Consider the following 21,920-nt stretch of genomic DNA (forward strand, 5'->3'; position numbering starts at 1 on the left):
CGGCTTCAGGAGGATCTTTCCTGCTCTGCCAGCATTTTGTCGACACGGGCTTTCTCTTCAGTGCTCAACGCCGGGCCTGACGGCCCCGCTCGCCGGGAACGAATCACCACACCGGCAACCACCAGAAACCCGCCGAACACCGCAATTGCAGGTGTCGCCCAGAGCAGGAATGTCCGGCTGTCCAGCTCGGGTTTGTAGCGAACAAACTCACCAAACCTGCCAACGAGAGACTCAACGATTTCCTCGTTGCTGGCCCCGTCTTTCATCATCCGGTAAACAACATCCCGCATATCCTTCGAGATAGGCGCGTTGGAATCGGCAATGTTCTGGTTCTGGCATTTCGGGCAGCGCAGTTCCGAAATCAGGTTCTGGTAACGCTGCTCCTCGGCCCGATCCTCAAAATCGTATACGTCAGCGACATCGGCTGCAGCGATTCCGGCAAACAGAAGCGCAAAACCCAGGCAGAGGATCCGGAGCATCAGCCATTCCCCCGAACGTCATTGATGACCGGGAGCAACTTCTCCTCCCAGACCGTTTCATTGACCACACCCACGTGGCGATAGCGGACGACGCCGCCGGCGTCAATCACGAAGGTCTCCGGTGCTCCGTATACCCCCAGATCGAAACCGAGCGTGCCGCGGGGATCATAGATGGTCTGGCGGTAGGGATTGCCCAGGCGGTCAAGCCAGACCAGCGCATCCTCGCGGTTATCCTTGTAATTGAGACCGATGATATTGATGCCTTTCTCCTCGGCCAGCCAAACCAGGTCGGCGTGCTCGTCCTTACACGCGGGACACCAGGTTCCCCAGACATTCAACAGGCTGACCTGGCCGCGGAAAAGGCTCTGGTCCAGCATGGTTTCCGGGTTGTGCAGGTCCTTCAGGCTGAATGCCGGCACTGGCTTGCCGACCAGCACCGACTCCAGTTTGGTGGGATCCTTGCCAATACCCGCGAACAGCACCACACCAACTACGAGGGCGATCAGCAGCGGCAGAAAGAGCAGGACCCGCTTCATGAGGTTGCTCCGGCAGACGTGGCAGCGCCAGGCTCGGGCACCTTAGGTCCGGCCTGCACCTTCTGGTCGGCGCCTTCCCGGATCCGATACCGGCGATCCGAGATGGCCAGGAAGCCTCCAGCCGCCATAAACAGAGAGCCCAGCCAGAGCCAGCGTACAAGTGGCTTGTATTGCAGGCGAATGGCCCAGGCCTCGTCGGTGATGCGTTCACCAATGGCCACGAAGATGTCCCGGAACAGGCCGGCGTCGATATCGGCCTCGGTCATAACGCTCATACCGACTGAATACTGCCGCTTTTCAGGATGGAGCACGGAAACCCGCTCGCCATCCAGCATGACATCAAATGTGCCGTATTGAGCCGTAAAGTTAGGACCCTGACGCGCACCGATGTCCTTGAACACGAACTGATAATCACCGACTGTCGCGACATCACCGGGCACCATGCGGACATCCCGCTCGATACCGTAGTTCGAAACCACCGTTGCGCCGGCCATAGTAATAGCCAGGCCAAGATGCCCGAGCACCATGCCGAAATAGCTGCGGGACTGGCGCTTGAGCCCATGAATGCGGCCTTTCCGGGAAGAGGACTTCTCCCAGAGATCCCAGAAAGTGGCAACCGTTACCCACATGGCGGAGAAAATGCCCAGGAACGCCCAGGGCTTGAAGCCGCCGTAACCGATCAGGACGGCCGTGGTGGCGACAATGCTGACGGCCAGTGGCCAGAGCAGCTTTCGCGCCAGCCAGCCACCGTCGGTTTTCTTCCAGCGCGAGAAGATGCCGGCGCCCAACAACAGGCCCGTCGCAACCGCCAGAGGACTGAACGTCAGGTTGAAGAACGGTTCACCGATCGACAGTTTGCCCAGATCCAGGTAATCAAGGACCAACGGATACAAGGTACCGACGGCCACCAGAAGCGTCGCTGAAACCAGGAGCACGTTATTGAGCAGAAGAAACACTTCACGCGATAGCGAGCCATAGCGGGAGCGGACATGCACAACAGGCGCCCGGAATGCGTAGAGCGCGAGACTTGCGATCACTGTTACCGCGAGCAGGCCCAGCAGGAAAGTGCCCCGCTCCGGATCAGAGGCGAAGGCATGAACCGAGGTCAGCACCCCGGATCGAACAAGGAAGGTGCCAAGCAGGCTGAGAGCAAATGTGACAATCGCCAGCAGCACTGTCCAGCTCTTGAACACACCGCGTTTCTCTGTCACCGCCAGCGAATGCATCAACGCAGTACCGGACAACCACGGCAACAGCGAGGCATTCTCCACCGGATCCCAGAACCACCAGCCACCCCAGCCAAGCTCGTAGTAGGCCCACCAGCTTCCGAGCGCGATGCCTAGGGAGAGAAACGCCCAGGCAACCGTGGTCCACGGGCGTGACCAACGGGCCCAGGCAGCGTCAAGCCGGCCATTGATCAGGGCGGCGATGGCAAAAGCGAACGCCACCGCAAAACCGACATACCCCATGTAGAGCATCGGCGGATGAACAATCAGCCCGAAATCCTGCAGCAGCGGGTTAAGATCCGCGCCATCGGCAGGCACATTGGGCAGCAGCCGGTCGAATGGGTTCGAGGTGAGAACAATAAACAGCAGGAAGCCCACACAGACCATGCCCAGTACCGAGAGCACCTGGGAGATCATCACCGCAGGCAGGCGGCGGCTGAACACAGCGACCGCCAAGGTCCAGCCTGCCAGCATCAGTATCCAGAGCAGCAGTGAGCCCTCGTGACCGCCCCAGACGGCACTGAACTTGTAATACCAGGGCAGCAGGCTGTTGCTGTTATTGGCAACATAGGCCACGGAAAAGTCGTCGGTCACGAACGCATGGGTCAGAACTGCAAAGGCAAGACCGATGAAAACAAACATGCCGGACGCCAAAGGCCTGGCAAATGCCTGAAGATTATCCCTGCCGGTCAGGGAACCGGCGAGGGGGACTACGGAAAGGAGCACTGCCAACAACAGCGCGAGAATCAGTGCAAGCTGTCCGAGTTCGGGATACATCAAAGGCCTCCAGAAACCAGGCTGTTAGATAAAACGGTTAGTAGGATACGGTTTCCGCGCTGCCACTGGCTTTTTGCTGGCCCTTCGCGGCCTTCTCCAGCGCATCCGCAACTTCCGGCGGCATATAGTTTTCGTCGTGCTTGGCCAGTACCTGATCCGCAACAAAACGACCGTTGCTGTCCAGTCTGCCCATGGCAACCACACCCTGCCCTTCGGCAAACAGGTCCGGAAGGATACCGGTGTACTGGATCGGCACGGACGCGTTGAAATCGGTCACCTTGAACTCAACCATCAGGCTGTCCGGATCACGGAGGACCGATCCCTCCTCGACCATGCCACCGGCGCGGATTCTGACATCCACCGGCGCCTCGCCTGCGGAAATCTGAGTGGGGTCGTAGAACAGATTGATGTTCTGGCGCAACGCGTAGGTGGTCAGACCCACAGCAATGCCCAGTCCCACCAGGAGGAACAGGACGATTGTCAGTCGCTTTTTTCGGATTGGATGCATCAGCTATCTGCCTTTCAGTCTTGGGAAACCTTGACGCGGGTGAAGGATGCTGCCGAAGCCGGGGCAGCCTGCTGGTCCTTCCGCCCGGCCTGGAACTCGTACCCTCGGCGGCAGGCCTCAATGGCCGCTTTGCGACGGCGCAGGGACCAGACCATCAGGCCAATCATCAGCAGGAAAAACGCAGCGTAACAGGACCACACATAGGGCCCGTGGCCTTCCATCACCATAAATGCCGAAAAGGAATCAAACGCCATACTTCAGACCCTCCCGGCCAACACGTAATCTTTAACCCAGCGCGTTCTCTGTTCGCGTAACAGAATCTCTGTTTGCATACGCAGACAGGCGAGCCAGCCAAACAGCAGATAAAGCCCCAACACGGACAGGAGCAACGGCACCCACATTTCTGCCGGCATGGACGGCTTCTCCGTCAGTTTGAACGTCGACGGCTGATGTAGCGTATTCCACCATTCAACGGAGTACTGGATAATCGGTATATTCACCACCCCGACCAGCACAAGCACGGCTACCGCCCGTGCCGCAGATTTTTCATCATTGATCGCCCTGTCCAGGGCAATTACGCCACCATACAGGAACAGCAGGATCAGCATTGATGTCAGGCGAGCATCCCACACCCACCAGGTTCCCCAGGTAGGCTTACCCCATACAGCGCCGGTAAACAGGGAAAGAAAGGTAAGCACCAGGCCCACCGGCGCAACCGACTTTACAAACACGTCGGCCAGTTTCATGCGCCAGACGAGAGTGACAACACCTGCCACAGCCATCATTACGTACACCGATTGGGCGAGAAAGGCCGTGGGTACGTGAATAAAAATAATGCGGTAGCTATTACCCTGGAGGTAATCCTTGGGCGCAAAGGCCAGCCCCCATACAATGCCTGCCATCAACAGCAGGACACCGCCCACCAGGAGCCAGGGCATCAGCCGGGCCGCAATCCCGAAGAACCATTTGGGAGAACCCAGCTTGTGAAAAAGTTGCCACATCAGATGGTCACCGTTCTACCGTTACCTTGTTTTACCCGTTAGACAGGCTGATACGCAGCGCCGCTGCCGATGCGAAGGGCGCCAGAGTCAGTGCTAGTACCAGGAATGCCCCCATCAAGGCGACATACGCACCTACAGGCGCGCCCTCCGCGGCCGAAGCCACCGTGCCCGTTCCAAAGATCAGGACGGGAATGTACAGCGGAATGATCAGCAGGGACAAGAGCACGCCCGCTGACCGTAATCCAAGCGTCAGTGCCGCGCCAATTGACCCGATCAGGCTCAACACCGGTGTACCGATCAGCAGCGTTAGACACAAAACTCCGATGGAGTTCCCGTCAAGATGAACCATTACGCCCAAAACCGGCGTTAGTACCACCAGCGGCAGGCCTGTTAATACCCAGTGCGCCGCCGTTTTCGCCAATACCAGCAAAAACAGGGGCTGGGGCTGAAGCACCAGTTGCTCGAGCGTGCCGTCGTCAAAATCGTGGCGAAACAGATGGTCCAGTGACAACAACACCGACAGCAAAGCCGCCACCCAGAGGATACCGGCTCCGGCCTCCCGCAGGAATGACACTTCCGGGCTAACCCCGAGAGGAAAAAGGGTTACGACCATGACAAAGAACAGGAGCGGATTGAGCAGATCCTGCCGCTGCCGGAAGGCCACCTTCATATCCCGGGCGAACACAGCCTGCATCGCCGCCAGCGCTCCGACGGCATCCCGCTGCAAACTCAGCGTCGGCCGGCAATCAGCATTCATTGATCGCACCTCCACCCAGAACAATACGCTTCATACCGGGTAAGTTGAGGTCATGGTGGGTTGTTACGACCACGGCACCTCCCTCCCGGGCTCGCTGTTGAAGCAGTTCTTCAATCGCACTGACGCCGCCCGAATCAATGGCCGTGAAGACTTCATCCAGCAGCCAGAGCGGCTCATCGGCGATCAACAGGCGCGCCAGGGCCACCCGTCTTTGCTGACCTGCCGAGAGATTCCGGCAGGGAACATCCTGGAATCCGGCCAACCCGGTACCGTCAAGCGCCTCGCGCAGGACCGGATCCGGCAGTGGCCGACGACCTGCCGTCAGTGCCCGGAGATTTTCCAGAGGCGTCAGCAACGGTTTGATGCCCGGCCGGTGGCCAAGATACAGGGTATTACGGAGGAATTCTTCACGCTGCCCCGACCTGGGCTTGCCGCACCAGAGCAGGTTGCCGGACCACGCATCATTAAGACCGGCCAGCATCCGCAGAAGAGTGGTCTTGCCGGAGCCGTTCGGACCCTCGACACGGGTGACCGTACCGGGCAGTATGGAGAACGACAGGTCACGGAACAGGATACGTTCATCCCGTTCGCACTGCAGATCGACAGCCTGTAATAACGGCTCAGACATCAGGGCCCCGTAACCAGGACGATGCGCGTGAAGACGGCATCGGGTGCATTCGTGACAGCGGCGGCCATGAATATTGTTCGCTCGTGACCTGCCGGCGCGGCGTATTATAACGAAAGCGCCGGCGGATTACTCTTGTCCAACATCAAATCAGTGACGATGAAACTACCCAGCGGACAGCAGCCACCGACACCCCCTGCCCAGCCTGCAACGCAGACTTCCCGGCCCGCGGTCACAACCGAAGCGGCCCGCGAGCCTGTGGCCGCATCAGCCCGGCAGCTGCTCGACCAGATGCAGCTGGCCAACAGGGAAACCACCCTGGCCCGGGTCGCGGAGATCATCAACCGCCAGGGTGGCAACAACGCGGATCTGTTGCTGGACATCCGGGGCAAATCGCTTCTTGTGCAGTCAGCCGTCGGCAAGACCGAGCTGGCGACCGGTGACTGGGTAAAAGTAATGCGTGCCGGCAACGAACTGCAGCTGATGGGTAAACTGGCGCCTGCCCCCGAGGCCGGGATTGCCCGGGCCCTGGCCCAACGTCTTCCCTGGCAGCAAACTCTGGACGCTGGCCTGGCCAGACTACTGGGCACACTGACACAGGGCCTTCGACAGGAACCGCTTCCTGGGCAACTGCCATCATCACGAAGTCCTCAACCGCTTCCAGAAGCCGCCAGGCAGGCCATCGAACAATTGGTGTCGAGACTGCCCACGGGAAACAGTCTGCCCCCCGGCTCGGGCGGCCAGGACGCAACACCCCAGCAGGTCCGCCAATGGCTGTCGGAAAGCGGGTTGTTCGCCGAGTCACGCCTTGCCCAGACACCGTCGCCACAGCTACCCGATCTCAAGCTGGCGCTGGGCAGGGTGATCACCGCATTGCTTGCCCAACAGGGTAGCACTCCGGATCAGTTCAACCGGCTGACGCCGATTTCAACGCCGGAGCTGATGCAGGCGCCACTGCAATTTCCCCAACCCCTGGCAACGCCCCAGCCCTCGGGCAGTGGCGACGCGCCCACCGTTGGGCAAATGCTTCGCCTGCTGGCCGGGATGCTCAACCGGATCACCGTCAATCAGTTACACAGTCAGGTACTCTCGGCCAGGGGGGGCGGCGAAGCTCCGGGCCCGGCGCCCGCGTCGACTCTGGTACTTGATCTGCCATGGCTGACACCACAAAACGAACCGAGACTGGCACAGGTCCGGATCGAACAGTACCCCGAGAACAGCGAGTCAGAAACCAGGTCCGCGAAAGCCACCACGGCTGAATGGCGGCTGTCACTGACCATGGATCTGGATGAGGCAGGCCCCCTGCACTTTGATGTTTCCCTCCGCCAGCAGGCGGTCAGTGCAAGGGTCTGGGCCGAAAAGCAGTCAACCCTTCGCCAGGTGAATCAGGAGCTTCCCGCCTTGCGGCAGAGCCTGAGCGATCTGGGCCTGGAAGTCACTGATCTGGACTGCCGCCGCGGCACGCCCCAGAGCAGCGTAACCCGACTCGAACACAGACTGGTGGATACCCGGGCATGACCTCAGAGACAGAGCACCACAGCAGAGCCGCCGTTGCGCTCAAGTACGATGGCGAGAAAGCGCCAACCATCAGCGCCACCGGAACCCATGAGCTGGCGGAAGAGATCATCCGCATCGCCCGGGAGCACAATGTTCCCCTTTATGAAAATGCGGAGCTGGCCAGCATTCTGGCGCGCCTGTCACTGAACGAAGAAATTCCCGAGTCGCTGTACCGGGTGATTGCGGAAATCCTGGCGTTTGCCTTCCATATTCGCGGGCTAACCCCAGACGATCGCAGACCCGGCGAGTCGGATGATTCAGTGAATCAGTGATCGGAGCGCCCAGGCCTGCTGCCAGTTGTCGCCACGCCTTGGCGCCACGGTGGTTTCAAAGTAATGACGCAGCCGGCGCCGGTCCTCGGGCTGGTCCTTGAGGGCTGAACCGATGATGTGGTGCATTAGCTGCTCCACCGTGATACTGCCCCCGCCGTAATACCAGGCGTTCAGGCTGGCCGCGTGAGCCACCGAAACCGCTTCCGCCGTCGACAGCGCCGAACCGGCGAGTCGGTCGGTACTGCGTCCATCAAGTGTCTGACCATTGCGCAGCTCGTGGAACATGGTCACCAGTACCTCGATGACCGATTCTTCAAGTGCCACCTCTATCCCGGCCCGACTGTTGGCCCTGCCAACCTCCCGAAGAACCACATCCATCTCGTCGGCCAGATTGCGGATCGGGCGTATTTCCTCGAAGTCCATGCGCCGCTTCAGGGCGGCGCTCATCCGGTGCACACCCTCATCGATACTGTTGGACGTGGCGATGACGTTGAAGCCTTCCCGCGCAAGCACCACCCCGTCGTCGCCCGCCAGTTCCGGAATCACCACAACCCTGTCGGACAAGACCGAGAGCAGCGCATCCTGCAGCGCCTGCGGACAGCGGGCGATCTCTTCAAACCGCACCATTCGCCCCTCCATCATGCCCCGCAGCAACGGGCTCGGAACCAGCGCTTTCAGACACGGCCCCTCGGTGTGCAGGACCGCCTCGTTCCAGCTGTACAACAGTTGCCCTACGTCGCTCACCGCCCCGCCCTGCAAGGTCAGGGTAGAGCCACCCGAAATGGCGGCAGCCAGCAATTCCGACAACCAGGATTTGGCCGTTCCCGGCTCGCCAACCAGCAGGCACCCGCGACTGGTGCACAGGGAAATGATGATCCGGACCACCATGGCACGCTCCGCCACGAACTTCCGTTCAATGCCGAGCTTCTCATCCCCCATCACGAACTTTTCCACCGCTCGCGGGGACATCTGCCAGCCGGGTGGCACCGGGCCATGATCCATCCCTCTCAGCTTGTCCAGCTCAGCGGCATAGACCACTTCTGCCGGTTCCCGCTGGGCTGCCTTTGTAACCGATTGCTTGTTGCTCATTCCTGACTCCTGCGGCCGCCGCGAACTTCCGGTGCCATGCGCTCTCTCGGGAGAATACGGGGCAGTTCGGACAGCGGAATTATGCCTTCAATAACATGGTCCAGAGCACTGTCCCGCATGGTCACCAGTCCGGCATCGAGAGCGCGCCAGCGAAGCTCACCGATGGGCGGTTGGCTGGAAATGGCATTCCGGATGTCCGAATCAACTTCCATATACTCGACGATCGCCACTCGCCCCTGGGTGCCGCGGCCGTTGCATTTGTCACAACCGGCGCCCTGAAAACACCGGAAATCCGCGGGCGGGCCGTCGGGAAACACCTCGGACAGAATCACCGGGTCCGGCTCTGCAGGCTGGCAACAATGCTTGCAGATGCGCTTGGCCAGCCGCTGGGCGATCACAGCCAGCAGCTCACCGGCAATGGAATTCGGGTGGATACCCAGATCATACAAGCGCTGCAGTGAATCCACCGCGTCGTTGCAGTGCAGCGTGGACAGAACCACGTGGCCGGTCTGGGAGGCCCGTATCGCCTCCAGAGCGGTTTCCTGGTCACGGATCTCGCCCACCAGAATGACATCCGGATCTTCCCGGACAAACGCCCTCATGGCATCAGCGAAACCAAAGCCAATTTCTGATCTGACCCGGGTTTGTTGAATGTTGTCGATGGAGTACTCGATGGGGTCTTCCACCGTGATAACTTTCCGGCGGCCGTCATCGGCAAGGGTCTGCAGCCCCGCATACAGCGTGGTGGACTTGCCTGACCCGGTCGGACCGACCACCAGCACCAGTCCCGCCGGGTTATCCAGCAAGCGCTGATAACGGGCACCGATCATGGATGACATGCCAAGTTCGGCAATGGTCATGGCGCGGCCGGTCTGCGGCAGCAGACGTATAACGGCATGTTCGCCATGGAGCGAAGGCTGGGTCTGTATCCGCAGATCGTAGGCCATATCGCCGAGCTGCAGCCGGGACCGCCCACCCTGGGGCAGCCGGTGCTCGGCGATGTTCAGTTCTGCCCGCAGCTTGATGACGTTAATCACCCCTTTCATCTCCCGGGCCGACAGCTGGTACTGGGGCAGGTCATGGAGATCGCCATCCACCCGAAGGCGAATGCGAATCCGGTCACCGTACTGCTCTATATGGATGTCGCTGGCTTTTTCACTTACAGCGTCCATCAGAATGGCTTCGTAGACAGACACCAGATAGGGGCTGACGTGCTTGTTTTTCGGATCCTTGCCCAGAAGCTGATCCTTGCTGCCAGTCGGGTCCGCCGTCTGGTTCGGGGTTGGTTCCTGATCCGCTGCAAAGCGGCGCCCTTTGGCAGTCAGATCAAGAGCTGACCAGAGCCGACGAAAGTCCGTCGGTGTAACCAGCAGGCAGTCAACCACCTGGTTAGGACTCAACCGCTCGAGCTGATCAGTGCGCGCATCGGGATCGTCGGTCACAACCGTGATCCGACCATCTTCCTCGGCGATGGGTATCAGTCGTGAGAGATCCAGAAACGTTCGGGAAAATCGCCGGAACAGCGCCGGATGGAGATCCGGCAGAAGCTCGTCCGCGTCGGTGAAGGTCATGCCCCGCTGGCGGGCAAGAGAACGGTAGAGATCAATCTCTTCAAGATTCAGTTTCCGCCGGAGCACGTCCAGCAGCCGGCAATTCTGCTTCGCTGCCTCCGCCTTTGCCTCGGCCAGGACCGCTTCGTTCACGACACCCTGATCAATGAGGATCTGCTCGACGTTACGGTTGAAGTCGACCCAGCCCAGGGTGCGCACACGCTTGAGCTTGGCACCTTGTTTTTCGAACATGGCCAGGCTCGGGACGGGTCCCGCTCGCCCTTCAAGACACACCAGGCGCCCCCCCTCACGAACCAGGTGCGCCAGGGCAGTCTGGTCCCTGACAAACGAGGTACACAACACGAGATCACAGAGTGGATCAGGCTCGGGCGCCTCTTCCGCACGGGCAACAACGACATCCACATTGTGCATACCCAGGCGGACAAACCGCTCTCTGGCAGCCTCTGCGACAACGGCATTCCGCTCCACGTACAGGACCCGATGGGCGAGCCCGGACAGCACAGCGGCAAAATAGCCTGAGCCACCGCCCACGTGCATCACCATCTGATCCGGTTCTATTTCCGGGAGCAGGGAGAGAATGTGGCTGACAGTTTCTTCGCGGGGAATAGAGTGGCCGGTTATCGAGGCAACCAGGTCAGAACCGGAAACAAAATCATGGCGGGATACAGATCGAAGGGCCTCAAGGGCCCTCGGATAGACTCTCTTCATTCAACAACGTCCGTAACGGCTTGGTATCAGGCCGCCTGACGTTTTCTGAGTGCTGACACCAGCTCGGCCTCGGGACGGGAAATTCCGCACGTGTTCATAAGATCGTCGATATCGGCGCCGAGATCAACCAGTCGAGAGGCTTCATCGTAAGAGATTCGCAGCGGATCGTTCTGGCGCATTTCGTCGAGCGTGGTCCTCAGCTCGTGCAACTGACGCTCACAGCTAACCAACCGCTGCCCTACCCCCATGCTGCCACTGGTGGTGGCATGCAGTTCCCGGCCAAGGGTATCACAGCGCTCTTTCAGCGTTGCTCTGAGGCTACGTACCTGGCGCCCAAGAAACAGGCCCTGAACGAAAACCAGAGACAGGGCCGCAACAGTCAGCGCCCAGGGAAGGTATGAAGGAATTTCTGCAAACATGACGGATGTCTCCCGTTAATTGCCACGGAAGGCATCCATCGTGAGGCCTGTAGCGGGTTGCCCCGGATCACAGTGCCGCGATTTCAGCCCACTCGTGGTCTGACAGCATCTTGTCGAACTCAACCAGAATGATCAGTTCGCCATCCTTGTTGCACACGCCCTGGATAAATTTGGCACTTTCCTCGTTACCCACGTTCGGTGCAGTTTCAATTTCGCTGGCTTTCAGGTACACCACCTCGGCGACGGAATCCACCAGAATGCCCATAACCTGGTTGGCAGATTCCATAACCACAATCCGGGTGGCATCGGTTACTTCGGCATCGGCCAGGCCAAAGCGCCGGCGGGTGTCGATAACGGTAACCACGTTACCCCGAAGGTTGATGATGCCGAGCACATAATCCGGGGCCCCCGGAACCGGAGCAATCTCCGTGTATCTCAGCACTTCCTGAATCTGCATGACGTTCAGACCGTAGGTCTCATCATCCAGCCGGAAGGTAACGTACTGCAGTACCTGATCGTCCTGGGCCTGATTGGTTTGTCCGCTCGGGGATGCCATAGCGATGTTTCTCCTCTTGGGCTGCCCGGCGGGCAACCTGATCGTCAAAAAATATCATCAGTGCCCAATACTATAGTTAAGGGCACAAACCGTGCCAGCACGGCTCGGTTTCATTCAGTAACCATTGTTTGCGTCAGCTCAGATCCAGATGGTGCTCTCTTTCCGCCCTCACCAGCAAGTCTGCCATGGTGCGCACATCAATCAGCGCACACATGTGGTCAATCACCGTGCCAGCCAGCCACGGACGCTTGCTGCGGGCTGTGCGCCAACGCACTTCGTCCGGCCGGAGGGTAAAGGACTGGGCGACGTCATCACAGGCCAGCCCCCAGTCGCTGTTATCCAGCCGGATCACGAACCGGTAGTTGTCCCGGGCATCGGGAGGCACCCGCCCTGCCATGATCCATTCGGCGGTATCCACCACCCTCAGGTTCTGATCCCGGTCCGGGCGGATTCCCATGTACCAGCGTGGACTTCCCGGGATGGGCCGGATCTCTTCTTCAATGCGGTGAATGGCACCGAGCAGAATCAGAGGCACCGCCAGCTGCAGACCGGCCACCGTGAAAATGAGACACTCAAAGGGCTGTTCTGACCACTCCGGGCGGGACGGCGGCGCGGCCGGCTCGGGCGCAGGCTGAGTTTCAATCCTTGCCTTCGGCACCGGCGCTTCCGGCGCCTGTCGCACTACTGGCCTCTCAGGTTCCGCAGGCGTTTCCCGGACCCGTTTGGGTGGTTCAGGTCTTGCCGCCGGTTTTTCGACGGTTGGCACAGATGCCGGTTTCGTGCGGGTTGCCACCCGCGGTTCCGGAGGTGCAGGTTTCACCGGTTCCGGCGCTTCGATTTCCTCCCGAAGCGCCGTATCAGTGGCCGTGTGCAGCAGTTCGTCAAGATAACTGGCAATGGCGGTTTCCGGATCCGCCAGCCGTGTCAATTTATCGTCAGCCATGCTGACGCTCCTTCACCCTGCCCACCCGGGCCATGAGATCATCCAGCAGATGGCTGTAGGCGCGAACACCATGGGTTTCGGCATCCAGCGCGGACGGTGTTATGCCGCCCTGGCTGGCATCCCGGAACTTGGTGTCCACCGGAATCGCAAACTGCCAGAGGGACTCGCGGTAGGTCTTCCGCAACAGGTTCAGGCTTTTCACCGACGCCTGTGTCCGCCGGTCATACAAGGTGGGCACAATGGTGTAAGAAAGTTCGTTTTTCTGGGAACGCATGATCATCTTCAGGGTGTGGAGCATGCGCTCCAGGCCCTTGATGGCCAGAAATTCGGTTTGCACGGGAATGATCAGATGTTGGGCTGCCGCAAGGGCGTTAACCATCAGAACCCCCAGAGAGGGAGTATTGTCGAGTAGGACATAATCAAAGTCGTCCCAAAGCTGAGTCAGGGCCCGGGAAATGATCAGCCCCATGCCTTCCACGCCGATCATTCGTCGCTCAAGGGTAGCCAGGGCTGCACTCGCCGGCAAAAGGGACAGGCCCTTGCAGCTGGCCTCCGTAATCAGTTGGGCGGGTAGCCCTTCCGGAACCTTGCCCTGGTGCTGGAACAGGTCGAAAACACTGTGCGCGATTGTATCCGGATCGTACCCGAACCAGCTGGTGAGCGAGCCATGCGGGTCCAGATCCACAACGAGAACACGCTTGCCGCGTTCGGCAAGCAAGCCGCCCAGGGCGACCACACTCGTGGTTTTACCGACACCACCTTTTTGATTGGCTACTGCCCAGATTCGCACGCTTTGATTCTCCAGAGAATACATCGGTGTGGCCGGCAATTAACCGTTGCCACAGTCCCGTTTATCGGCCATTCCCCGGGCAACTTGAACCAGTCCTCGGAAAATCCGGCAAGCTGTTGCCGGCGCCTTATTGTTAACGGGGAGTAATACAGGAACCATGCCAATGGCTCTATACGCATCTGCCGACGATCGGCTCAGCGCATGGCACCGCGAATACTGGCGTCACGGGAGATCAGCAATACCACTCGGCGGTTTCTGCGGCGCCCTTCCTCAGTGTCATTCCGGGAAACCGGCTGATACTGGCCATAGCCGACAGCCGCCAGACGTTCCGGCTCGATGCCCTCCATCACCAGCATCCGGACCATGGCAGCCGCCCGGGCGGCTGACAATTCCCAGTTTGAAGGAAAACGGGAGGTACTGATCGGCTGATTATCGGTGAAGCCTTCCACTTTGACAGCGTTGTCCCGGTTGTTCAGAACCGTGGCGATTTTCTCGACCACCTCGAACGCATCGTAATGGGGCTCGGCATCGCCGCTGCCAAACAAAAGACTGTTGGGCAGATTCAGCTCCAGCCACTGGTCGCTGGTCTCAAGCGACACCACGCCCTGGTTGATCAGCTCATCAAACTCCATGGAAAGCTGGTCAGCCATGGCTCGCAGCGCTTCGGTCCGCGCCTGCGCGTCCATCTCCGGATTTCGGGGCGCTTCGGTCACCGCCGGCGGGATTACGTTCTCGGCAGGCGCATTCAGCGATCTCTGGGGCTGGTCGCCAATCTCGATTGGCTGGAAGGAGCGCTGGGGTGCATTGAACACGCCGGTCAGGGTTTCAGAAAGGACTTTGTATTTGCCTTCGTTAACGGACGATACCGAGTACATCACGACGAAAAAGGCGAACAGCAGGGTGATGAAATCCGCGTAGGAAATCAGCCACCGCTCCTTGTTGTGCAGATCATCCTGGGGTTGCCTACGGCGCCGCATAAGTTGGCCTGCGCATGCTTACTGCAGGAAGCCCCGCAGCCGCAATTCGATGGATTTCGGGTTTTCACCCTCGGCGATGGCAATCAGGCCATCGATCATCATGTCCTCATAGCGGGTGCGCTCCCGCACGATACCGCGCATCTTGTTGGCGACCGGGAAGAACAGGAGGTTGGCCAGCGCCACACCGTAGATGGTGGCTACAAAGGCGGTTGCGATCCCGCTACCCAGGGATTGGGGATCCTCAAGGTTGGTCATCACCTGGATCAGGCCCATGACAGCCCCGATAATGCCGATGGTTGGCGAGTAACCACCCATGGCCTCGAACACCTTGGCCGACTCCAGATCCCTCTGCTCACGGGATTCCAGATCAACTTCCATGATGCCCCTGATGGTCTCGGTTTCGGCACCGTCCACCAGCAACTGCAACCCCTTGCGGGCAAAGGGCTCCGGCTCACGCTCTGCAAGACCTTCAAGGCCCAGCAAGCCCTGCTTGCGAGCTTTTACACTCCAGTCAATGACTTTTCCGATGCCGTCTTCAAGGTTGATAAACGGCGGGAAAAAGACCCAGCGCACCTGAGTGAAAGCCCGCTTCAGCATGGGCCACGAGGTCTGGAGGATAGTCGCGGCCAGAGTGCCACCGATGACGATAATGGCCGCCGGCCCATTAAACAGTGAGCCAACCGCTCCGCCTTCCAGCAGGTTACCGCCAAGAATTGCGGCAAAGGCCAGAATGACCCCAAGCAGGCTCAGGATATCCATCAGCACACACCTTCAGCGAGGCGTGGCCCGATCTCGTCCAGGGACAATACGTCATCCGTCAGCCCTGCCTTGGCAACGGCCATCGGCATGCCGTAGATCACAGACGATTTTTCATCCTGGGACCATATATCCGACCCGCTCTGCTTCATCATCCGACAGCCTTCTTTGCCGTCCGAGCCCATCCCGGTGAGAATGACTCCCAGCGTCTTGCCCGGAAAGCTGCGGGCAAGAGAACCGAAGGTAACGTCCACGCAGGGTTTGTAATTGAGCCGCTCGTCCCCGGGCAAAATACGGATCCTGGCCTGTCCGCCCCGATTCTCGACCATCATCTGTTTGCCGCCGGGCGCCAGCAAAGCCAGGCCGGGCCGCAACACATCACCATCCTCAGCCTGCCGGACTTCAATCCGGCAGAGCTTGTTAAGGCGTTCGGCGAAGGCCGGAGTAAAACTCGCCGGCATATGCTGCACCAGAACAATCGGTGCCGGGAAGGTCGCGGGCAACACCGTCAGTACCCGCTGCAGGGCAACCGGGCCGCCGGTTGAAGTACCAATGCCAACAACGGCGTAATGCTTGGCCGGCCCACGGCGGCCATGGCGCCTGGGGGCCTCGGTTTCGCCCGGAGAACCTGCCGGCGCTGCCGGAGCCCGGGTATCAGGACGCTGACGCGGTGCTGGTTCCGGACGCGGGCGCCCTGCAGGCTCCGGCGCCCGAGAGGCGGGAGTTGAAGGTTCCGCGCGGGACGGCGCGGGAGACCGGTTGCCGGGACGACTGCGGGCCACATCCAGAATCCGCTCAATCAGGATTTTCTGAAGCTGACTGTTGTCCCGGGCAATTTCTTCGAAATTCTTGGGCAGAAAATCAACGGCGCCGGCCTCGAGCGCATCCAGTGTGACCCGGGCGCCCTCATAGGTGAGCGATGAGAACATGAGCACCGGTATCGGATGTTTGCGCATGATTTCGCGCACGGCAGAGATGCCATCCATCACCGGCATCTCATAATCCATGGTAATCACGTCGGGACGCAGTTTCTCGGCCAGCTCAACGCCTTCCCGACCATTGGTCGCAGCACCTACCACTTTGATCTGGCCGGAGCTGGTCAGGATTTCCGTCAGCCGTTTGCGAAAAACCCTGAATCGTCAACGACCAGGACAGAAACTGTCATCCACTTCTCCTACCCAATCCATCGTTCTTCGGCCTTCTCTGGCAAAAAGCGCCGGAAGGCCCGGCTCAACCGTAATGCTGCAACAGGCTTGGCACATCAATAATCAGTGCAATCCGGCCATCGCCGGTAATGGTGGCACCGGCCATGCCTGGCGTACCCTGGAGCGCTCGCCCAAGGGGCTTGATAACCACTTCTTCCTGACCAACCAGCTGGTCGACCACGAACCCGACCTGCTTGGTACCCATGGCCACAATGACAACATGGGCGTTATCGGGCACCTCCTGGCCAGCACCGCCACGAACCAGCCAGCGCTTGATATGGAATAGCGGGAAGACTTTATCCCGAACCACAATGCACTCGCGCCCATCGACGATGTTGGTCTTGGTCAGGTCCAGATGGAAAATCTCGACCACGTTGACCAGCGGCAACGCAAAGGATTGATCGCCCAGCATGATCATCAGGGTGGGCATGATGGCGAGCGTCAGCGGAACCTTGATGACAATGCGAGAGCCCTTGCCCAGCTCGGATTCGATGCTCAACTGGCCATTGAGCTGGCCAATCTTGGTTTTCACCACATCCATGCCGACGCCACGTCCGGACACATCCGAAATCTGCTCCTTGGTGGAGAATCCGGCGGCAAAAATAAGGTTGTAACACTCCGAATTGGTCAGCCGGTCCGCTGCATCCTGGTCGTAGATACCCTTTTCGACTGCTTTGCGGCGCAGGACCTCCGGATCCATGCCCGCGCCGTCATCCTCGATAAACAGCAGAATATGGTCTCCCTCCTGCTCGGCAGAGAGGGTAACCGTTCCCTGGCGTGGCTTCCCGGCCTTCTCGCGGACTTCCGGAGCCTCGATCCCGTGGTCCACCGAATTCCGCACCAGGTGAACCAGCGGATCAGACAGCGCTTCAACCAGGTTCTTGTCGAGATCGGTTTCCTCGCCATGCATCACCAGGTTCACCTCTTTCTTGAGGTTTCTGGCGAGATCGCGCACAACGCGGGGGAACCTGCCGAACACCTTTTTGATCGGCTGCATGCGGGTCTGCATGACGGCGGACTGGAGATCAGTCGTAACCACATCCAGGTTGGATACCGCCTTGTGCATGTGTTCGTCTTCACTTTCAGCACCCAGCCGCTGCAAGCGGTTACGCACCAGCACCAGCTCACCCACCATATTCATGATGTCATCGAGCCGCTTGGTGTCGACACGAACCGTCGTTTCCGCGGCCGGGGCATTCTCGCGAGCAGGCATCGCCGGTGCGGCAGCGCCTTTGGCCTCCGGCCTCTCGGCTGGCTTCGATTTTTCGGGCTTTGACGTGTTTGCTTTCGGTGAAGCCGGCTCTTTTGAAGATGCAGGCTGTTTCGGCGCTGAGGGCTGTTTTGGAGCTGCAGGCTCTTTCGAGGCTGAAGGCTCTCCGCCCGCGGTCGGGCTTCCGCCCTTGCCGTGAAGATCGTCCAGCAGTTTCTCGAATTCGTCGTCGGTGATCAGGTCGTCGCCGCCAGCAGATCCGGCCTTGGCAGCCGGCTTTTCTTCTTTACTAGAAGCCTCTTCCTCGCCAGCTGGCGCACCGGCAAACTGACCTTTTCCGTGCAGTTGGTCCAGTAGCGCTTCGAATTCGTCGTCGGTTATTTCGTCGTCTCCAGAACTTTCCTGGTCACCGCCGGCCGATCCGGCGCTCGAAGCCGAGGAAACCTCCGCTGATTTCTCGTCCTGCAATGCATCCAGAAGCTGTTCGAACTCGTCGTCGGTGATGTCGCCACCGTCTTCTGCCGGTTCGCTCTCTTCCTGCTCAGGTTGAGCGGCAGTGGCCGGTGCCCCCTCGCCTTCAGGCTGGGCCAAGGCATCCAGACGGGCAATAAGTTCGTCCGGAGCCGGTGTCAGCTCCTCATGATTGCGGACCTGCTCAAACATGGCATTGACGTAGTCGAGTGCTTCTAGAACCACGTCCATCAGTTCGGAATCCACCTTGCGCTTGTGATTACGCAAGATGTCGAAAACGTTTTCCGCGGAATGGCAGCAGTTCACCAGCGCTTCAAGCTGAAGGAAGCCGGCTCCGCCTTTCACGGTATGGAAACCACGGAAGATGGCGTTGAGCAGATCACTGTCGTCAGGATGTCGCTCAAGATCTACCAACTGCTCTGACAGCTTTTCGAGGATCTCGCCGGCTTCTACCAGGAAGTCCTGCAAAATCTCTTCATCAGCATCAAACGCCATGCGTTACCCTCATTATTCAGAAACCGAGACTGGACAACAGGTCGTCTACGTCGTCCTGCCCCGAAACTACATCTTCACGCTCATCGGCCTTGATCTGGGGCCCGACGCCCTTCTCTGCAGACTCTTCTTTTCTTCAATCTGGTGCACCGTGCCCGTGAGCTGGTCCACATGACTGGCCATCACCACCAGGCTGAGCATCTGCTCCTCAACCTCTTTCACCAGGGCGGTGACCTTCTGGATGACCTGACCTGTCAGATCCTGATAGTCCTGAGCCAGCAGGATTTCCGACAGGTTGCTGTACATGGTGTCGGCATCGGTTGCCATGCTGACAAAAAACGATCAATCCGGCCGTACAGCTCGCGAAACTCAGCCGGCTGCATTTCCCGGCGACGCAGGCGCTGCCACTCATCACGCAACGCGGCGGCCTCGTCTCTGAGGGCATTGGCCACCGGCATGGTTTCCTCAACCAGGTCCATGGTCCGGTTGGCTGCTTCACCGGTCATCTGCACAACGTATTCGAGACGATCAGAGGCATCAGTCATCTTTGACAGTGCTTCCTGCTGCTCGGCGTTACGGGGATCAATCTGGAAGTTCCGGATTGCTTCGTGCAGGCTCCGCGTCAGCCGCCCTACCTCACGGTACAGACTCTGATCCCTGACCTCGCTGAGTTCATTGATCAGGGTCATGGCTTTGGCATAATCACCCGCATCAACACTCTCGGCCAGTTCCGCTGCCTGCCGCTGGAGCTTTTCCGTCACCTCCGGTTCAAGGCCCCGATGGTTCTTTTTGCTATCGCTCATGAGAGCCATCCGACCTCTGGTTACTGGATTCTTTCAAAGATTTTCTCAATCTTTTCCTTGAGCACGGCAGCGGTGAACGGCTTGACCACATAACCGTTTACGCCTGCCTGGGCAGCGGCAACGATCTGGTCGCGCTTGGCCTCAGCAGTTACCATCAATACCGGCAGGGTTTTCAGATTCTCGTCCGCCCGAACGGCCTTGAGCAGGTCGAAGCCTGACATACCCGGCATGTTCCAGTCGGTCACCAGAAAATCGTATTTGCCGCTTTTGAGCATTGGCAGTGCCGTGTTGCCGTCGTCAGCTTCATCGGTGTTGGTGAAGCCAAGATCACGCAGCAGGTTCTTGATGATCCGTCGCATTGTGGAGAAGTCGTCCACAATGAGGATTTTCATGTTTTTGTCCAATGGGACCTCCAGTTAGTAACACCCGGAATTCGTTTGACCTTTGCGTTCAAAGTCTAGCAGGCCGCTGTTTTAACCGCTTATTGTCGGACCTTTGCTTCGGTTGTAAAGCATCGGTTACCAAAAACTACAGACTACCTCGTTGGCGACACAGACTGAACGCGGTCAGTTGTCCGATTCCTGACGCCAATCCGAGAGCCGTCCCCGAAGGCGCAGGGCTGCCTGGCTGTGAATCTGGCTTACCCTGCTCTCACTGACGCCGAGCACCGCGCCAATCTCCTTGAGGTTCAGTTCTTCCTGGTAGTAAAGGCTCAACACCAGCTTTTCCCGCTCCGGCAGGTCTTCAATCGCCTCAGCGAGGCTCCGCCGGAAGGCATCGGAGGACAACCCCTCAAGGGGATTATCCTGCGTCTCTGTCTGTTCTATCGGCAGCTCTCCGGATTCATTGAGCTCGTCGAGGCTAAAAAGTCGACCGCTGTTGGAATCGGAAAGGTAGGAGTGGTATTCGGGCAGCCCCATACCCAGCTCTTCGGCCACTTCCTGGTCGTGGGCTTCGCGGCCAAGTCGATCTTCAACGGCCTTGATGGCCTGGGAAATGCGACGGGCGTTGCGATGAACAGAACGTGGCACCCAGTCACCCTTGCGGATTTCGTCCACCATGGCGCCGCGAATACGGATACCGGCGTAAGTCTCGAAGGTAGCACCTTTGGTAGAACTGTAACGCTGGGCGGCCTCGAGCAGACCGATCATGCCGGCCTGCATCAGGTCCTCAAGCTGGACGGACGCCGGCAGGCGAGCCATCAGGTGAAGGGCAATTTTCTTGACCAGCGGCGCGTGCTGCTCAATGAGCTGAGCCGGCTTCTGCGCACTTGACTGGTTATAGATTCCGAGGTTTTTCGCCAATGTCATGTATCCGGTTTTTTGTTTGACTGGATCCGATTCAGACTTCGACGAGCCGCTCCACAAAAAATTCCAGATGCCCGCGGGGAGAGGACGGCAACGGCCAGCTATCTACCTTGTCCGCCAGCGCCTTGATGGCCAGTGAAGCTTTCGCCCTGGGATAGGCGTCCAGCACCGCACGCTGCCGCTGAACCGCTTTCTTCACGGCCTCATCGTAGGGGACTATTCCTACGTATTGTAGTGCCACATCGAGGAAGCGCTCGGTGACCCGGGTCAGTTTTTCAAACAGATGCCGGCCTTCCTGCTCATTCCGGACCTGATTGGCAAGAATACGGAAGCGGTTGGTTCCATAATCACGGTTCATCAGCTTGATCAGGGCATAGGCATCGGTGATCGAGGTCGGCTCGTCGCAGACAACCAGCAGCAGCTCCTGCGACGCTCTCAGAAAACTGACCACTGACTCGGAAATACCGGCGGCGGTATCAACGATCAGGACATCGATCTGATCACCCAGTTCGCTGAACGCATTAATCAGCCCGGCATGTTCCATGGGGCTGAGCTGGGTCATTCGTTGGGTACCGGAAGAGGCGGGGACAATCTTGATGCCACCGGGACCATTCACCAGAACGTCCTTCAGATCACAGTCGCCCGCCAGAACATCCTGGAGGTTGCGATTGGCAGTGATGCCCAGCAAGACGTCGATATTGGCGAGCCCCAGATCGGCGTCGAGCAGCACCACTCTCCGGCCTTTCTGCGCCAGGGCAATTCCGAGGTTCACCGACACGTTACTCTTGCCGACACCACCCTTTCCGCCGGAAACTGCAATCACCTGTACCGGATGTGCTCTGCTCATACTGTTTTTGGTCTCTCGCCACGTTTCGCCGGCTTTGT

The 21,920-nt window shown here is 59.2% G+C and carries 22 protein-coding genes and 2 pseudogenes; 2 read left to right on the forward strand and 22 right to left on the reverse strand.

The genetic code is table 11. The annotated features are described in order from the left end of the window. Nucleotides 1-5: 5 nt before the first annotated feature. The 8 genes from HP15_RS11355 to ccmA are packed head-to-tail and all read right to left on the reverse strand — an operon-like array spanning nt 6 to nt 5,912. On the reverse strand, nt 6-479 hold the full coding sequence (locus tag HP15_RS11355; RefSeq protein ID WP_014577595.1) for a cytochrome c-type biogenesis protein: 474 nt from the start codon (nt 477-479) through the stop codon (nt 6-8). Beyond that, the gene (locus HP15_RS11360) at nt 479-1,015 is read right to left on the reverse strand and encodes a DsbE family thiol:disulfide interchange protein (RefSeq protein WP_014577596.1); all 537 of its coding nucleotides are present in this window, start codon (nt 1,013-1,015) and stop codon (nt 479-481) included. The genes HP15_RS11355 and HP15_RS11360 overlap by 1 nt, the downstream gene beginning before the upstream one ends. After that, complete coding sequence (locus tag HP15_RS11365; RefSeq protein WP_014577597.1) at nt 1,012-3,018, reverse strand: heme lyase CcmF/NrfE family subunit; 2,007 nt, start codon at nt 3,016-3,018, stop codon at nt 1,012-1,014. Before HP15_RS11365 ends, HP15_RS11360 begins: the two co-directional genes overlap by 4 nt. 37 nt (nt 3,019-3,055) lie before the next feature. Beyond that, nucleotides 3,056-3,526: a cytochrome c maturation protein CcmE gene (gene ccmE / locus HP15_RS11370; protein WP_014577598.1), complete on the reverse strand. Its 471-nt coding sequence runs from the start codon at nt 3,524-3,526 to the stop codon at nt 3,056-3,058. Nucleotides 3,527-3,540: 14 nt separating this feature from the next. Next, a complete protein-coding gene (gene ccmD / locus HP15_RS11375) occupies nt 3,541-3,780 on the reverse strand; it encodes a heme exporter protein CcmD (protein ID WP_014577599.1) in 240 nt (79 codons plus the stop codon). A 3-nt stretch (nt 3,781-3,783) separates the two neighbouring features. Further along, nucleotides 3,784-4,527, reverse strand: coding sequence for a heme ABC transporter permease CcmC (gene ccmC / locus HP15_RS11380; protein ID WP_014577600.1), 744 nt, complete (start codon nt 4,525-4,527; stop codon nt 3,784-3,786). A gap of 31 nt (nt 4,528-4,558) precedes the next feature. Further along, nucleotides 4,559-5,284: a heme exporter protein CcmB gene (gene ccmB, locus HP15_RS11385; protein WP_049784483.1), complete on the reverse strand. Its 726-nt coding sequence runs from the start codon at nt 5,282-5,284 to the stop codon at nt 4,559-4,561. Then, nucleotides 5,274-5,912: a cytochrome c biogenesis heme-transporting ATPase CcmA gene (gene ccmA / locus HP15_RS11390; protein ID WP_014577602.1), complete on the reverse strand. Its 639-nt coding sequence runs from the start codon at nt 5,910-5,912 to the stop codon at nt 5,274-5,276. Before ccmA ends, ccmB begins: the two co-directional genes overlap by 11 nt. A gap of 132 nt (nt 5,913-6,044) precedes the next feature. Between ccmA and fliK the strand changes: the two genes are divergently transcribed. Both fliK and HP15_RS11400 read left to right on the forward strand, forming a co-directional pair. Further along, a complete protein-coding gene (fliK, locus tag HP15_RS11395) occupies nt 6,045-7,427 on the forward strand; it encodes a flagellar hook-length control protein FliK (RefSeq protein WP_014577603.1) in 1,383 nt (460 codons plus the stop codon). Then, on the forward strand, nt 7,424-7,738 hold the full coding sequence (locus HP15_RS11400; protein WP_014577604.1) for an EscU/YscU/HrcU family type III secretion system export apparatus switch protein: 315 nt from the start codon (nt 7,424-7,426) through the stop codon (nt 7,736-7,738). The genes fliK and HP15_RS11400 overlap by 4 nt, the downstream gene beginning before the upstream one ends. Here HP15_RS11400 and HP15_RS11405 read toward each other — a convergent pair. The 14 genes and pseudogenes from HP15_RS11405 to HP15_RS11470 form a co-directional block, all read right to left on the reverse strand. Then, entirely contained in the window at nt 7,724-8,827 is a 1,104-nt protein-coding gene (locus HP15_RS11405; protein ID WP_014577605.1) for an ATP-binding protein, read from the reverse strand. The two genes, HP15_RS11400 and HP15_RS11405, sit on opposite strands and share 15 nt — an antisense overlap. After that, nucleotides 8,824-11,106 (reverse strand): ATPase, T2SS/T4P/T4SS family, encoded by a 2,283-nt coding sequence (locus tag HP15_RS11410; protein WP_014577606.1) that lies wholly within the window; start codon nt 11,104-11,106, stop codon nt 8,824-8,826. Before HP15_RS11410 ends, HP15_RS11405 begins: the two co-directional genes overlap by 4 nt. A gap of 26 nt (nt 11,107-11,132) precedes the next feature. Continuing rightward, entirely contained in the window at nt 11,133-11,525 is a 393-nt protein-coding gene (locus tag HP15_RS11415) for a DUF2802 domain-containing protein (protein WP_014577607.1), read from the reverse strand. A gap of 67 nt (nt 11,526-11,592) precedes the next feature. Next, nucleotides 11,593-12,081, reverse strand: a complete 489-nt coding sequence (locus HP15_RS11420; protein ID WP_008173094.1) for a chemotaxis protein CheW — start codon at nt 12,079-12,081, stop codon at nt 11,593-11,595. 133 nt (nt 12,082-12,214) lie between these two features. Beyond that, the gene (locus tag HP15_RS11425) at nt 12,215-13,024 is read right to left on the reverse strand and encodes a chemotaxis protein CheW (RefSeq protein ID WP_014577608.1); all 810 of its coding nucleotides are present in this window, start codon (nt 13,022-13,024) and stop codon (nt 12,215-12,217) included. After that, on the reverse strand, nt 13,017-13,814 hold the full coding sequence (locus HP15_RS11430; RefSeq protein WP_041646271.1) for a ParA family protein: 798 nt from the start codon (nt 13,812-13,814) through the stop codon (nt 13,017-13,019). Before HP15_RS11430 ends, HP15_RS11425 begins: the two co-directional genes overlap by 8 nt. Nucleotides 13,815-14,008: 194 nt before the next feature. Next, nucleotides 14,009-14,791 (reverse strand): flagellar motor protein MotD, encoded by a 783-nt coding sequence (motD, locus tag HP15_RS11435; RefSeq protein ID WP_014577610.1) that lies wholly within the window; start codon nt 14,789-14,791, stop codon nt 14,009-14,011. An 18-nt stretch (nt 14,792-14,809) separates the two neighbouring features. Continuing rightward, nucleotides 14,810-15,550, reverse strand: coding sequence for a flagellar motor protein (locus HP15_RS11440; protein ID WP_008173090.1), 741 nt, complete (start codon nt 15,548-15,550; stop codon nt 14,810-14,812). Continuing rightward, nucleotides 15,550-16,712, reverse strand: a pseudogene (gene cheB / locus HP15_RS11445) (chemotaxis-specific protein-glutamate methyltransferase CheB). Before cheB ends, HP15_RS11440 begins: the two are co-directional and overlap by 1 nt. A 65-nt stretch (nt 16,713-16,777) precedes the next feature. Beyond that, a complete protein-coding gene (locus HP15_RS11450) occupies nt 16,778-18,928 on the reverse strand; it encodes a chemotaxis protein CheA (protein ID WP_014577613.1) in 2,151 nt (716 codons plus the stop codon). A gap of 16 nt (nt 18,929-18,944) precedes the next feature. Beyond that, a pseudogene (locus HP15_RS11455) lies at nt 18,945-19,737 on the reverse strand (protein phosphatase CheZ). 11 nt (nt 19,738-19,748) lie between these two features. Then, on the reverse strand, nt 19,749-20,132 hold the full coding sequence (cheY, locus tag HP15_RS11460) for a chemotaxis response regulator CheY (RefSeq protein WP_008173086.1): 384 nt from the start codon (nt 20,130-20,132) through the stop codon (nt 19,749-19,751). A 162-nt stretch (nt 20,133-20,294) separates the two neighbouring features. Then, entirely contained in the window at nt 20,295-21,038 is a 744-nt protein-coding gene (locus tag HP15_RS11465; protein WP_014577616.1) for an RNA polymerase sigma factor FliA, read from the reverse strand. Between the two features lie 31 nt (nt 21,039-21,069). Then, nucleotides 21,070-21,882, reverse strand: a complete 813-nt coding sequence (locus tag HP15_RS11470) for a MinD/ParA family protein (RefSeq protein ID WP_041646273.1) — start codon at nt 21,880-21,882, stop codon at nt 21,070-21,072. Nucleotides 21,883-21,920: the final 38 nt, after the last annotated feature.

Origin of the sequence: Marinobacter adhaerens HP15, from assembly GCF_000166295.1 — a bacterium.
Taxonomy (GTDB): domain Bacteria; phylum Pseudomonadota; class Gammaproteobacteria; order Pseudomonadales; family Oleiphilaceae; genus Marinobacter; species Marinobacter adhaerens.